A 14154-nucleotide genomic window follows, 5' to 3' on the forward strand; every position below is an offset into this window, starting at 1 on the left:
GCACCCGACGAATGAGGAACCCATGACAGACGACACGACGGACCGGCGGCGGCCGGACCGTACGGCCGGACGCCGGCTCAGACGTCCCGCCGCGCTCCTCGGAGCCGCCGCCCTGGTGGCCGCCGCGGTCACCGCCGGCACGCTGAGTACGGCCGCCCAGGCGTCCGACACCCCGAAGACGGGGCTCGGCAAGGACGGCCAGAAACTGACCGTCTCCGCCTCCGCGAACCTCGACCCCGACGGCGAGACGCTGACGGTCACCGGCTCCGGCTACGACGCGACCAAGGCCGTCTACGTCGCCCTCTGCCGGGACAACGGCGACGGGAAGATCCCCACTCCCTGCATCGGCGGAGCCGACGAGAACGGCACCGGCAGCTCCTCGCAGTGGATCGTCCCCGAGGGCGACGAGTACGCGGGCGACCTCGCCGTCACCTGGGGCGCGGGCGGCACCTTCGACGTCGAGATCGACGTCGAGGCCAAGGACAACGGCGTCGACTGCACCCAGGTCGTCTGCTCGGTCGTCACCCGTGTCGACCACCGCAACTCCGGCGACCGCTCCCAGGACGTCCGCGTCCCCCTCACCTTCGAGGGCCAGGACACCGGTGACGGGGACGACGACGGCGACGGGGTGGACGTGCCCGCCGGCACCGTCAGCTACGTCGAGTCCGCCGCGTTCTCGGCGGCCGGCGAGGTGAAGGACCTCCTCCTGCACCCCGAGTCGAAGAAGCTGTACGCCGGTTCCGAGGATTTCGTCGACACCGGGGACGTCAACGAGCGCGGTCTGCACGCCCTCGACGCGGCGGACGGCAAGAGCCTCAGCCACATCTCCCAGGCCCCCGGCTCCAACGGAGCCCTCGGCCCCCGTAACGTCGCGATGATCGGCGCTCCGCTCGCCGGCGACGGCGTCGTCTTCCACTACCCGCTGCGCGGCGTCGGCACCGCCGAGGACGGCGACACGAACGCCGCCGGCGCATGGCTCGCCGGCGGCACCGTCACGGGCATCGGCCCCGGCACCGAGGACTCCACCGCCCTGGTCGCCCAGGGCGCCCAGCTTTCCGAGGTCGACATCGCCACCGCCGTCGCCCTGGAGAACCGCACCCTCACCCTTGAGGGCGGCTCCGAGCTCGGCGTCGACAAGGCCCACAGCGCCGCCTGGTCCGCCGGACCCGTCGGCGGCAGCCTGCGCCGCGTCGACACCGGCACCTTCACAGTCACCGCCACCGCCGAACTCCCGGCCGCCTCCGTCGGGTTCGTCGAGGCGGACCCCGCCACCGGCAACGTCTGGGTGGGCAGCGGGAACACCGTGCGCGTCTACGACAAGGACGCGAAACTCCTGAAGACCGTCGAGGCGTCGGACGAGGCCGTGGACATCGCCTTCGACACCAGCACCGGCCGGGCCTTCGTCGTCTGGCAGGACAACGGCGACGACAGCGACGGCGGCGACGACACCAGCCACCTCGGTGTGTACGACACCACCACCTACGCGGAGGCCGCCACCCCGACGAAGCTGGTGGGCAACAACTCCCAGATCGGCGAGGCCTCCGTCGCCGTCGCCCCCGGCGGCACCACCGTCTACGTCAGCAGCCCCGCCGAGGGCGAGATCACCAAGCTCGACCGCCGGATGTCGCCCGAGGTCACCCAGTCCCCGACCGACCGGACCGTGGCGCCGGGCGCCGAGGTTTCGTTCGTCGCGGCGGCCGAGGGCACCCCGGAACCCACCGTGAAATGGGAGGTCAGCGTCAACGGCGGCCAGACCTGGTCGGCGATCGAGGGCGCGACGAGGAACACGTACACCTTCACCGCGAAGGCGTCGCACGACGGCTACGAGTACCGTGCCGTGTTCACCAACTCCGTCGGCGCCACCCGCACTTCACCCTTCACGCTCACCGTCACCGAGGCCGACGGCAGCACCGGCACCGGCGGCGGCGACACCGGGCCCTCCGGCACCAAGACCGTCACCGGCCCCGACGGCCGGCAGCTCACCGTCACCCCCGTCAACAACCTCGCCACCGAGAAGCAGGCCCTGAAGATCACCGGCTCCGGCTACGACGAGGACAAGGGCATCTACGTCGCCCTCTGCGTCGACAACGGCGACGGCGAACTGCCCACCCCCTGCATCGGCGGCGTCGACATGACCGGCGAGTCGCACTCCTCCGCGTGGATCTCCTCCAACCCGCCGGACTACGGCGAGGAGTTGGCGACCCCGTACGAGGACGGCGGGACGTTCGAGGTCGAGCTGACCATCGACGCCAAGGACGAGTACACCGACTGCTTCAAGGCCAGGTGCGTCCTCGCCACCCGCGCCGACCACACCCTGTCCGGCGACCGCTCCCAGGACGTCAAGGTCCCGGTCGCCTTCGTCGGCCAGGACCCGGTGGACACGGACGACGGGGCCGGCGACAGCGACGGCGGCACGTCCACCGGCGGCAGTTCCAGCAGCGGTTCGACGTCCGGCGCCAGCAGCACGTCCGGCGGCGCCGGCAGCACGGGCGGCACCACCACGACGGGCGACGGCGGCAGTCTGGCCTCCACCGGTCTGACCGTCCTCGGCGTGGCCGCGTCGGCCGCCGCGCTCACCCTGACGGGCTGGATCCTGCACCGGCGGGCCCGGAGCGCGGCCAGCGGTACGGCGACCTGACCCGACGCCACGACACCGAACAGCAAGACGGAGCCCGGTCCACCGACACCCTCGGCGGACCGGGCTCCGCCCCTCCCACGGCCCCTCAACCCGACGCCACGATCCAGTCGTACGCCTCCCGGGCGGTGAACTCCTCTTGCCCGCCCCGCACCAGCAGCCCGGCCGTCGCGAACGCCGGATCGTCCGCCTGGGCGGCGAGGGAGGGGACCACGACGCACCGCATCCCGGCCGCGTGGGCGGCGACCGCGCCCGGCAGCGCGTCCTCCAGGACGACACAGTCGGCCGGTGCGGCGCCCAGCCGCCGGGCCGTCTCCAGGAAGACATCGGGCGCCGGCTTGCCGCGGGCGACCTCGTCGGCCGACACGACGGTCCGCAGATACGCGTCCAGCCCCGTCCCCGCGAGGATCACCTCGATCGCCTCGCGCGCGGAACCCGAGGCCACGGCCATCGGCACCCCCTCGGCAGCCAGCAGCTCCACGAGCTTCCACATCTCCGGATAGACGCGGGTGGCCGCGCGGGCCAGGGCCAGATAGTGGCGGTTCTTGACGTCGAGGAACACCTCGACCGGCGCGTCGAGGCCGTACCGCTCCCGCCACAGCGCGACCGTCTCCCGCGTACTGATGCCCACGCACAGTTCGTGGTCCGCCCAGGTGAAGCCGGTGACTCCGTGCTCGGCGAGCGTCCGCCGACCCGCTTCGTAGTAGTTCGGCTCGCTGTCCACGAGCGTTCCATCGAGATCGAAGATGACCGAAGTGCCGCCGAAATCGCTCATGGATCCCAGGATGTCAGCGGTCGGCTCTTCGTCGATCCGCCGACCTGCCGATCGACTCGACCAGCGGCGACAACCGATACGGCACGCGCTCCCTGAGCGCCACCTCCGTACGGGTGCGCACCACGCCCGGCAGGCTGATCAGCGCCTGGATCACATCCTCCAGGTGCGCGTTGTCCCGCGCGACGACCCGGGTCAGCAGATCGCCGCCACCCGTGATCGAGAACGCCTCGACGATCTCCGGCACGGCCGCCAGCGCGTCCCCGACGTCGTCGAGATTGCCCTGGGTCACCTCGATGTGCACGAAGGCCAGCACCGGATGACCGAGCGCGGCGGGCGACAGCGACGGGCCCGTTCCGGTGATCACTCCATCGCGTTCCAGGCGGTCCAGCCGAGCCTGGAGCGTGCCCCGCGCGACGCCGAGAATCCGCGCGTACTCCCGCACGCTGGTGCGCGGCTGCTCCAGCAGCAGCCGCAGAATACGGGTGTCGAGCTCGTCCACGGCCATGATCCGTCGGCCTCCCTGCGCGATCCGGTGATCATGGAAACAGTACCAATGGCCCAGCGAACCACACGCTGCCCATGCCATCTTTTCTCCGACATCGGTAGGCCAATGGCCCAGTGCCAGCAGCCCCTGTTGAGCCAATGGGGCAAAGATGGTTACCTCTGCCGTATCCACGTACTTTCGGCGCCACGCAGTGCCGGACGGCGACGAAGCCGCATCCGGAGCGCGGCGCTTTCGCTGTGCCCGCCGCCCGACGACACCCCGGACCGGCGCGGGCGGGGCGTGCACCACGGCAAGGGGGCGGCACACTGCCATGAAGAGGATGTTCACGGCTCCTGATCCAGGGCGTCTGAGGCTGCGGAACTCGGTCCGCGCCGTCATCGGTGTCGGCACGGCGGTGGCCGTCGCCGAGCTGTGCGGCTTCTCGCTCTCCGCGTCGATCACCGGGGGACTCGCGGCGCTCCTCGCCCTCTTCACCGTCACCGACGCGAACGTCCGCGCCCAGCGGACCACCACCGCGCTGCTGCCCGTGGCCGGATTCCCGGTCCTGGCCTGGGCCACCACTCTGCACGGGGTCACCCTCGCCCGTGACGTCGCGTTCGTGCTCACCGTCTTCTGCGGGGTCTACGCCCGCCGATGGGGAGCGCGCGGCCAGGCGCTCGGGATCTTCGCGTTCATGAGCTTCTTCGTCACGCAGTTCCTGCACGCGGTCCCCGCGCAACTGCCCGAGCTGTACGCCGCCATGACCCTCGCGCTGCTGGTGGCCGGCGCCGTGCGGTTCCTCCTCTGGCCCATCGAACGCGGTGTCCCGCCCGTCGCGGTCCCCGTCGAGTCGCCCGGCACAGGGCTGGCGCGGCCCACCACCCGGCAGGCCTTCCAGGCCGCGGTCGCCTGCTCCTTCGCGCTGCTCGTCGGGCAGGCGTTCTCCGAGGACCGTTGGTACTGGGCCGTCGGCACCGCCTGGTGGATCTTCGTCAACACCGCGTCCCGCGGCGAAACCCTGGTCCGGGGTTTCCGCCGCGTCCTGGGAACCGTGATCGGTGTCGCCGTCGGTCTGCTCGTCGCCATCCCGCTGAACGGAGCGCCCACGCCGTCGGCCGCGCTGGTCGCGCTCTGCGTCTTCGGCATCTTCTACACGGCGGCGGTCTCGTACTCCTGGATGATGCTGGCGGTCACCGTCATGGCCAGCCTCCTCTACGGGTTGCTGGGTGTACTGGACGCCGGCCTGCTCGCACTCCGCCTCGTCGAGACGGGGGTGGGCGCCGTCTGCGCCATGCTGGCCGTGGTCCTCGTCCTGCCGGTCACCACGCACGCGACGAACGACGCCTGGATCCAGCGGGCCCTGCACCGCGTGCACGCCGCCACCACCGCCACGGCCGCCCGGCTCGAAGGCGACCCCGAGGCCGATCCGACCCCCCATGCCGCCGAGCTGGAGCTGCTGTTCGGCAGAGCGCGCATGGCACTCGCCCCGCTGGTGCACCCGCTGAATCCCTTCCGGGCCCGCAAGGCACGAGCCCGCCAGGCCATTCGGCTGCTCGACGACTGCGTCAACGAGGTACGGGCCCTGGTCTCGGCCACCACCCACCCGACCGGTTCGCAGGAGGCCTCCCTGATCGATGCCTGCCGACGCGTGAAGACCGCCGTGGAAGCGCTCACCGTCCGGGAGCGGCGGGCGACTCCCACCGGCGCGGAGACGGCCCATCAGGCGGAAACCGGGACGCCCCTCCTGCATCTGCACAACCTGGAGAAGGCGCTGTCCGAGCTGGCGACACCACTCGGGACGGCTCCGGGCTCACGCCTGGCCGGTTCCTGACCCCGCGTCACCCCCTACTGCGGTCCAGGCGTCGTGCATGGCAGAGCTGGAAGCACTCCGGGGGCGTGTACGACAACTCTCGCGCCGGTGGTGCACCTGCTCAGCCCGTTGCGACCGCACGAGGAGTGCGCCCCCTCCGCCCTCGCCCAATCCTCATGTCTCCTCCCTGTGTAAACTTTGGTCTAGACCTCCTGCTACTGTTCGCCCGCACACCAGGCGAGCGGGAGGGGACGGCAGTGACAGCGACAGCTGAGGCGGCGGGCGGACAGCGGCGACGGCGGGCGTACATCGGCTCGTTCACGTCGGCGGGAGGCCCCGGCGTCCTCGCCGCCGACGTGGACGAGGGGAGCGGCGCGCTGACCGTCGTGGGCGGCGCGGACGACGTCCCCGACCCGTCGTACCTCGCCCTCTCGCCCGACGGGGAGACGCTCTACGCGGTCAGCGAGACGACCGAGGGAGCCGTGGCCGCCTACCGGGTGACGGGCGACAAGCCCGAGTTGACCGCACCACCGGTGGCGGTCGGCGACGGACCCACCCATCTCTCCCTCCACGCCGGCCATGTGCTGACCGCCGACTATGGCTCCGGCGGCGTCACCGCCGTACCCCTGCGCCCCGACGGCGCCCTCGCGGACCGGGCGTCCGGGACACTCCGGCACACCGGATCGGGGCCGGACCCCCGTCGCCAGCAGGAGCCGCACGCCCACCAGGTGCTGCCCGACCCCAGCGGCCGCCGGTTCCTCGGCGTCGACCTCGGCACGGACTCGGTGCGGGTGTGCACGCTGGAGGTCGGTGTCCCCGTGGTCCGGCACCAGGCCGCGCTGCGGCCCGGCTCCGGCCCGCGTCATCTGGCCTTCGCCCCGGAGGGCCCGGAAAGCCAGGAAGGGCCGAACGGATCGTATGTCTATGTGCTGAACGAACTCGCTCCCACGGTCACCGTGTGCCGCTGGAACGCCTCTGAGGGCCTGCTGGAGGCGCTGGGAGAGACGCCGGTACTTCTGGGCGCCCCTGATGGCGACGCGTACCCCTCAGGGGTCGCCGTGTCCCCCGACGGCCGTTTCGTGTGGACGGCCACGCGCGGCACGGATGTGCTCTCCGTGCTCGCGGTCGAGGGTGCCGGGCTGCGCCTGGTCACGACCGTGCCCTGCGGCGGCCACTGGCCACGCGCCCTCGCCTACGCGGCCGGGACCCTGTACGTGGCCAACGAACGGTCCGGCGACGTCACCTGGTTCAGGGTCGACCCGGACACGGGTGTACCGGTACACGGCGGCTCGATCGAGGTCCCCGCGGCCTCCTGCGTCGTCCTGGACGCCTGACGACCGGAAAACGTGCACGGCACCGGCATACGTACGGCCGAGGGCCCGCTCCTGCGAGAGGAGCGGGCCCTCGGCCGCACGGGTCGCGGTCCGGTTCCGGCATGCCGGACTCAGCGGACCGGCATGCCCTGCGGCTGCTGCGGCGCGATGCCGAGCGCGTTCGTGTACTTGCCGAGCGCCAGCTTGCCGATCGCCGGGTAGGGACCGAGGGCCTCGGCGGCGGAACAGCCCGCTTCCTTCGCGGCCGCCTCGATCAGACCGGCGTCGATCTCCGGCCCTATCAGGTAGGGGGCGAGGGCGAGCTGCTGGGAGCCCGAGGAACGCAACTGCTCGGCCACGGAGGTGATCGAGCCCTCCTGGTCGAGGGCGGCGGCCATCACCGGCACGGCGAGCCGCGCGGCCAGCAGCATGCCCGTGATCCCGGCCGCCTGCACGGCCTCCTCGCCGCCCACGGACGCGAGGACGATGCCGTCGGCGGCGGTGGCGACGGTGAACAGCCGGGCCCGGTCGGCACGCGCCAGACCCGCCTCGGACAGACGCACGTGCAGCGCCTCGGCGAGCAGCGGGTGCGGGCCGAGGACATCGGTCAGCTCGGCCGCGATCCGGCTCTCCATGACGGCCTGACGGACCTGGCGCAGCGTCGCGCTGTCCGGACCGGCCAGCAGGGGCACGACGACGGCGACGGGGCCGTCCGGCTCCTTGACGTCCAGGCCGGCGGCGCGCGCCTGCTCGTAACGGGCGGTGCGCTCCTCGGCGGCGCGCGTGAGCACCGACTGCAGCGTGGGGAACTCGTCGGCACCACCGTCGACGTAGCCGATGCGGGCGTCGAGGCCGGGCAGCTCGGAGCGCGCGATGCTCACAACCTCCTCGGCGAGGCTGCGCGTGACGGCGCTGGGCGGGCCCGGCACCGCGAGGACGAGCGCGGGCGCGCCCTCGGGAGCCGCCAGCGGCTCGGGACGGCGGTGCCGCCCGGGCTGGCGGGGTCGCGGCATTCGTACTGGCAGGCCGGACGCGGGCCCAGTGGGGGAGCTCATGGCGCCGCATGTTACTGGCTTCCGGGGTTCCCCTGTTCGGGGAGGGTGCAGGTGAGCGGTATCCGTCCGGATTTGTCTGATGGGTTACACCCCGATCAGGCCCGATCATTGCCGCATTTTTCTGCTGAGCGGTGTTCTTGGGCGTACACAGTGCCGCTTGTCCGACAAGCATGACTGATCCGCATTTCAGGTACTACTTTTCAGTCACCGTGTACAACATCCGCTCGTCATACGGCAACCCGATCCCGCCACCCGCCAGCTCGGTCGCGATGCGTACGGCCCCGACCAGCGGATCTCCCTCCGCCAGCACCCGGCGCGCATGCGGCAACCGCTGCGCCAACTCCGCCTCCAGGGGGACGAGGAGAGGGCCGCCCAGCTTGAACAGGCCACCGGTCAGCGCCACTCGGGGCTCGCCCGAGGCCGGGCAGACGGCGGCCGCGGCGTCGGCCATGTGCCGGGCCGCGGCGCGCAGGACCTCCGCCGCCACCGGGTCGTCCCCCGCGCAGGCGGCGACCTCGGGCGCGAAGGACGCCAGGACCGCCGGACGGTCGGGTCTGGGGTAGAGCCGGCCCGGGAGCCCGTCCATCGGGCCGAACACCTCCTCGGCGCGGGCCAGCAGGCGGGCCGAACCGCCGGTCCGCCCGTCGTACGCCCGCAGCGCCGCCTCCAGCCCCGCCCGCCCGATCCACGCCCCGCCGCCGCAGTCGCCGAGGAGATGCCCCCAGCCGTCCGCCCGACGCCAGCCCTCCAGGTCCGTACCGATCGCGATCAGTCCCGTACCGGCGGCGATCACCGCACCGGGCCGCGCACCGAGGGCGCCGGTGTACGCGGTGACCGCGTCGGCCACCAGCGCGACCCGGCGCACATCCCACTCGCGCGTCAGAGCCGACGGCAGCTCGGCGCGCAACTGCTCGCCGAGCGTCGCGAACCCGGCGGCCCCGACGGCCACCGCGACGGGGCGGTCGTATCCGGCGTCGTCCAGCAACCGCCGCGCCATGGGCAGCAACAGCTCCAGCAGATGCCCGGCGTCGATGCCGTGCTCACCGGTCCGCACCGGCTCCCCGGACGTGAGCGGCTCCCCGAGCGGCTCACCGCCCATGGCGAGCACCGCGCGCAGCCCGGAGCCGCCGGAGTCCACGGCGAGCACCACGGGGGGCCTGCCGCCGCCGGTCACGGCAGGCGCCAGTCCACGGGGGTGCCGCCCTGCCGGGCCAGTAGGTCGTTCACGCGGCTGAACGGGCGGGAGCCGAAGAAGCCGCGGTCGGCGGACATGGGGGAGGGGTGGGCGGACTCGATGGAGGGGAGGTCGCCGAGCAGGGGGCGGAGGTTGCGGGCGTCCCGGCCCCACAGGACGGACACCAGGGGGCGCCCGCGCACGGCCAGCGCTCGTATCGCCTGCTCGGTGACCTCCTCCCAGCCCTTGCCCCGGTGCGCGGCGGGTTTGCGCGGGGCCGTGGTGAGCGCTCTGTTGAGCAGCAGCACACCCTGCTGGGTCCAGGGCGTCAGGTCACCGTTGGACGGCTGCGGGAGCGCCAGGTCGGTGTTGAGCTCCCGGTAGATGTTGATCAGGCTGCCCGGCAGCGGCCGTACCTCCGGCGCGACCGAGAAGGACAGGCCCACCGCGTGCCCCGGTGTCGGATAGGGGTCCTGTCCGACGATGAGGACGCGGACGTCGTCGAAGGGTTGCTGGAAAGCCCTCAGGACGTTGGGTCCTGCGGGGAGATAGGTGCGTCCGGCGGCGATCTCCGCGCGCAGGAAGTCGCCCATCTCGGCGATCCTCCCGGCGACAGGTTCGAGGGCCTTGGCCCAGCCCGGTTCGACGATTTCATGCAACGGTCGTGGTGCCACGGCGTCACCCTACTGCCGTAGCGGCCATGACGATCAACCGGTGGTCGGCGGGTGACCGATGATGACCGTTCCGATGCCGAACAGAGGCGACTCCAGGCCGACTTGGCGGACGGTACGGGGCACTGAGGAGCGGTGCGAACGAGTCGATCCCCCCGTTCATGTCCACCTCAGCCGACGACCGCCGCGCGGACGCACAGCACGTCCGGCAGATGTGACAGCAACTGCCGCCAGCTGTCGCCGTCGTCGGCCGACGCGTACACCTCGCCGTTGCGGTTGCCGAAGTACACGCCCGCCGGGTCCGTGTCGTCCGTGCACATGGCGTCGCGCAGCACCGTGCCGTAGTGGTCCCCGGCCGGAAGCCCCGCCGACAACGGCTCCCAGCTCCGGCCCGCGTCCGCCGTGCGGAAGACCCGGCAGCGGCGGTCGGCCGGTACACGGTCCGCGTCGGCGTTGATCGGGAACACGTACGCGGTGTCCCCTCGGTGCGGATGGGCGACCGCGGCGAACCCGAACGTGGAGGGCAGACCCGCGCCGATGTCCTCCCAGTGCGCGCCCGCGTCGTCACTGCGGTACACCCCCCAGTGGTTCTGGAGGTACAGCCGGTCGGGGGTCGCCGCGTCCCGGGCCACCTTGTGCACGCACTGGCCGAACTCGGGGTTCGGGTCGGGCAGGAACACGGCGGAGACACCGGAGTTGGAGGGCGCCCAGCTCGCGCCGCCGTCCTCGGTACGGAACACCCCGGCGGTGGAGACGGCCACGGTCAGCGCGCGCGGGTCGCGCCGGTCGGTGAGGATCGTGTGCAGCCCCTCGCCGCCGCCTCCCGGTACCCACTTGTCGCGGGTCGGGTGCTCCCACAGCGGCCGGACCAGCTCGAAGCTCTCCCCGCGGTCCTCGGAGCGGTACAGCGCGGCCGGCTCCGTGCCCGCGTACACCACGTCCGGTTCGGCGGCCGACGGGTGCAGCTGCCACACCCGCTCCAGCGAGGCGCCGGTGTCCTTGGGGAACTTGACCGCCGGCCGGGCCGGTTCCGTCCAGGTGCGGCCCAGGTCGTCGGAGTGGAAGACGGAGGGGCCCCAGTGCGCGCTGTCGCCGCCGACCAGCAGCCGGGGCGTGGCCGTCCGGGTGTCGATCGCGACCGCGTAGACGGCCTGCGCGTTGAAGTAGGGGTGCTGGTCGAATTCCCAGGACGCGGACGCGCCGCCGCGCCGTCGTCCGATGAACAGCCCCTTGCGCGTGCCTACGGTGAGCAGTACGTCAGCCATGTCGGCCACCTCCTGGACGGCGTCGTCTCAGTCACGGGCCAGTCTGCACCGCACCACTGACAGTCACCCCTTGGGAGGCCTTCGCCGCAGGTCAAAGGGCGTGGGGACGGCGAAGTGGGAGTCGGGGACGGCGCGGGCCGGGCGGGGTGACCCACATCGCATGAGCAGCGGGCGGACCGCCGCCGTATGGGAGAGCGGTCCGGCTGTCCTGCGTGCGTGAGGGAAGGTGCCCCCGATGGTGGCATTCCGTGGTCCGAAGGTGTGGCTGTGGCGTTGGCGGCGCAACCCGCTCAGAAGGCGCAGCGACCGGCTGGAGTCCTGGGTCGTGCTGATCGCCTGGGCGCTGACCCTCTTCGGCGGGGTGGTGACGGGCCTCATGGCCGCGGAGTCCGTCGAGTCGGGCCTCGCCCGGCAGCGCGCGGAGTGGCACCCGGTCGGCGCGCAGCTCACCGAGGACGCGCCGGAGCCGACCGGCGCGAGTGGTTCCGGGGCCGAGAAGGTGTGGGCGAAGGTCCGCTGGGCGGCACCGGACGGCTCCGCCCGCGAGGGCCAGGCCCGCGTCGGTCCCGGCAGTGTGATGGGTGCCCCGGTCACCGTCTGGACGGACACCGAGGGCCGCCTGGTCACCAAGCCCGCCACCGAGTCCCAGGCCGGGCTGCGCGCCGCGCTCGTCGGCGGTCTGGCGGGACTGTTCGTGGCCGCCGTGCCCTTCGCGGGCGGCAGGCTCGTCCGGGCACGTATGGAGCGGCGGCGGATGGACCGGTGGGACGAGGAGTGGGAGCTGATCGGCCCGCTGTGGGAGCGCAAGACCTGGTGAGAGGCGCCACAGCGTGACCGACGCGGCCGACGGCCGGACGAGGCCCGTGGGGGAAGGCTCCGTCCGGCCGCCGGGGGCGGACTCACCGGTGGGTGAGGAGCGGGCTCACCGGTAGGTGATGTCCGACGTGGAGTACAGGCAGTTGGTGCTGTCCGGGCCCGTACCGACGGCGGTGTTGTTGTTGTATTTCTGGCACGGAATGACCTTGCGGCTGCTGTCGTTGAGGATCGTGATGCCCCGCAGGGTCGCCACGTCGCCCCGGTTGGTGTTGATGCCGACGAGCCGCGCGGTGGAGCCTGTCCCGGTCACCTCGATGTTGCTGAGGTTCACCTTCCGCGTGTACTGCGTGGAGCAGTCGCCGCACGAGCGGTACAGCGTCTTGAACTCGCTGACGGCGAAGTTGGAGATGTTCAGGGTGCCGGGCCCGTTGTGCTGGAAGACCTTGTCGGCCGCCTTCTTCGCGCCGCCGCCGGTCACCGTGTAGGTGGAGCCGCCGCGGAAGGTCGCCGCGTCCTCGCCGACGTCCTCCCACCACACGTTCTGCAGCGTGCAGTTGCCCTCGCAGTGGATGCCGTCGGCGCCGGGCGCGCCGATGATGACGTTCTTCAGCGTCGCGCCCGCCGCGAGCTTGAAGATCGGGTCCTGGCCCTCCTCCTGGCCGTCGCCGGCCAGGGCGCCGCTGCCGTAGTACCGCACCATCCCGCCGTCCCTGGTGCCGGACACCGAGATGGTGGAGCTCACCGGCTGGCTGCTGGTGGCCGACGGCCAGGTGGCGGCGTTCGCCGGGGTGGCTCTGGATGTCATGATCATGCCAAAGGAGAGGCCGAAGGCGGCCACCGTCCCGGTCATCGCACGCACGCGCGCGCGTGGACGTGTTGCAGAAGTCATGTCCCGATTCCTTCTGTTGTCCGAGCGGATGGGGGGTTGGAGGGTTCTCAGAGTTTCCCGGCGCCCGCGCCCGACGTCACCGAGGAGACGACGGAGGAGGCGGACTCGGCGGTGTAGCCGTACGGCGGGGTGGTGAAGCTCCCCGTCCGGGAGATCTCGGTGGCGGCCCCACCGAGGTCGTTGCCGCGCAGATTGGCGTAGCCGTCCACGTCACTGCTGCGGTTCGTGGTGACCGCGACTCCCGTGTTGCGGAAGACGTTGTTCTCCACGAGCATCTGTGCGCCCATGCGCGAGTGGCAGGCGGTCTCGGCGCCGTCCACGTAGTTGTTGTAGAAGTGCCCGGTGCCGAAGCGCAGGCTGGGGATGCGCGAGTAGACGTTGCTGAAGTGGTTGTGGTGGTACGTCACCTTCAAGTGGCCGGTGTCCTCGGAGGCGTTGTTGTCGCTGTGGCCGACGAGTGAGCCCTTGAAGTGCTCCTTGAAGGTGTTCCAGGAGACCGTCACGTTGTCCGAGCCGTGGTTGATGTCCAGCAGACCGTCGTAGTGGTCCTTGTCGTGTGTGCGGTCCGCCGAGAAGGAGTTGTGGTCGAGCCACACCTTCGTGGACTCCTGGACGGTGATGCCGTCGGCGGGTGCGACCGGCTTGCTGATGTTCAGGTTGCGGACGACGACGTTGGTCTCTTCCTTGATGCGCAGACCGCCGCCGGTGAACCCGGAGGACGAACCCACGCCCAGCACCGTCGTGTTGGAGCCGAGGTCCACCTGACCGCTCAGCGAGATCAGCCCGCTCACGCGGACGACCTTGGCCGCGTTGCCGGTGACGGCGCTCTGGAAGGCGGCGAGCGTGGAGACCGTGACGGGGGTGGCGCTGCCGCCGCCGGTGGTCCCGGCGCCGTACCCGATCGGTGCGGTCTCCGCCGCGCCCGCGGACTGCGGCAGGGCGAGGGCGGCGGTGGTCGCCAGGGCCGCCGCGGCGGCCACCAGGGCTGATCTTTGCGCTTGTGTACGTGGGGGGACGGTACGCATGCGGGTGCGTCCCTTCAGGTAGGGCTGACGGGCCATATATGTGAACGATGTTCATCATATTGATTACTGCGGGCGGACGGGGTGGCCGAGGTGGGGGACTCGGCGCCCCGGTAGGCGTGCATTCCCGGGCGGTTGGGTTCTGGCCCGCGCCGCCCCGGTGCAGGGGGAAGGCGATGGCCAGTTCACACTGCTGAACGGAACGTAGGGGGCAAGCGCTTTCTAGTCAACGCTTTGCGCAAAAG

General features: G+C 71.8%; 12 protein-coding genes. 4 read left to right on the forward strand and 8 right to left on the reverse strand.

The window, feature by feature from the left end:
• The first annotated feature begins 22 nt into the window (after positions 1-22).
• Positions 23-2638: a neocarzinostatin apoprotein domain-containing protein gene (locus I8N67_RS08835; protein WP_200302043.1), complete on the forward strand. Its 2616-nt coding sequence runs from the start codon at positions 23-25 to the stop codon at positions 2636-2638.
• A gap of 85 nt (positions 2639-2723) precedes the next feature.
• Here the strand turns inward: I8N67_RS08835 and I8N67_RS08840 are convergent, their stop codons facing one another.
• Together I8N67_RS08840 and I8N67_RS08845 are read right to left on the reverse strand one after the other, a co-directional pair.
• Positions 2724-3410 (reverse strand): HAD family hydrolase, encoded by a 687-nt coding sequence (locus I8N67_RS08840; protein ID WP_200302044.1) that lies wholly within the window; start codon positions 3408-3410, stop codon positions 2724-2726.
• 13 nt (positions 3411-3423) lie between these two features.
• Positions 3424-3915, reverse strand: coding sequence for an Lrp/AsnC family transcriptional regulator (locus I8N67_RS08845; protein ID WP_200302135.1), 492 nt, complete (start codon positions 3913-3915; stop codon positions 3424-3426).
• Positions 3916-4234: 319 nt separating this feature from the next.
• Between I8N67_RS08845 and I8N67_RS08850 the strand changes: the two genes are divergently transcribed.
• Together I8N67_RS08850 and I8N67_RS08855 are read left to right on the forward strand one after the other, a co-directional pair.
• Positions 4235-5725 carry an FUSC family protein gene (locus I8N67_RS08850; RefSeq protein WP_200302136.1) on the forward strand — a complete coding sequence of 497 codons (1491 nt, stop codon included), beginning with the start codon at positions 4235-4237 and terminating at the stop codon, positions 5723-5725.
• 236 nt (positions 5726-5961) lie between these two features.
• On the forward strand, positions 5962-7038 hold the full coding sequence (locus I8N67_RS08855; protein WP_307835187.1) for a lactonase family protein: 1077 nt from the start codon (positions 5962-5964) through the stop codon (positions 7036-7038).
• A 110-nt stretch (positions 7039-7148) separates the two neighbouring features.
• Here the strand turns inward: I8N67_RS08855 and I8N67_RS08860 are convergent, their stop codons facing one another.
• The 4 genes from I8N67_RS08860 to I8N67_RS08875 form a co-directional block, all read right to left on the reverse strand.
• Entirely contained in the window at positions 7149-8072 is a 924-nt protein-coding gene (locus I8N67_RS08860; RefSeq protein WP_200302046.1) for a sirohydrochlorin chelatase, read from the reverse strand.
• Positions 8073-8265: 193 nt separating this feature from the next.
• A complete protein-coding gene (locus I8N67_RS08865) occupies positions 8266-9246 on the reverse strand; it encodes an N-acetylglucosamine kinase (RefSeq protein WP_372443674.1) in 981 nt (326 codons plus the stop codon).
• Positions 9243-9920 (reverse strand): uracil-DNA glycosylase, encoded by a 678-nt coding sequence (locus I8N67_RS08870; RefSeq protein ID WP_200302047.1) that lies wholly within the window; start codon positions 9918-9920, stop codon positions 9243-9245. The genes I8N67_RS08865 and I8N67_RS08870 overlap by 4 nt, the downstream gene beginning before the upstream one ends.
• Before the next feature lie 167 nt (positions 9921-10087).
• Positions 10088-11182 (reverse strand): WD40/YVTN/BNR-like repeat-containing protein, encoded by a 1095-nt coding sequence (locus tag I8N67_RS08875; RefSeq protein ID WP_200302048.1) that lies wholly within the window; start codon positions 11180-11182, stop codon positions 10088-10090.
• Positions 11183-11417: 235 nt separating this feature from the next.
• Between I8N67_RS08875 and I8N67_RS08880 the strand changes: the two genes are divergently transcribed.
• Complete coding sequence (locus I8N67_RS08880) at positions 11418-11999, forward strand: Rv1733c family protein (protein ID WP_200302049.1); 582 nt, start codon at positions 11418-11420, stop codon at positions 11997-11999.
• A gap of 105 nt (positions 12000-12104) precedes the next feature.
• Here I8N67_RS08880 and I8N67_RS08885 read toward each other — a convergent pair whose 3' ends face one another.
• On the reverse strand, positions 12105-12887 hold the full coding sequence (locus tag I8N67_RS08885; RefSeq protein ID WP_200302050.1) for a pectate lyase: 783 nt from the start codon (positions 12885-12887) through the stop codon (positions 12105-12107).
• Between the two features lie 47 nt (positions 12888-12934).
• Positions 12935-13912 (reverse strand): pectate lyase family protein, encoded by a 978-nt coding sequence (locus I8N67_RS08890; protein WP_200302051.1) that lies wholly within the window; start codon positions 13910-13912, stop codon positions 12935-12937.
• Positions 13913-14154: the final 242 nt, after the last annotated feature.

This window comes from Streptomyces adelaidensis (assembly GCF_016598475.1).
Classification (GTDB): domain Bacteria; phylum Actinomycetota; class Actinomycetes; order Streptomycetales; family Streptomycetaceae; genus Streptomyces; species Streptomyces adelaidensis.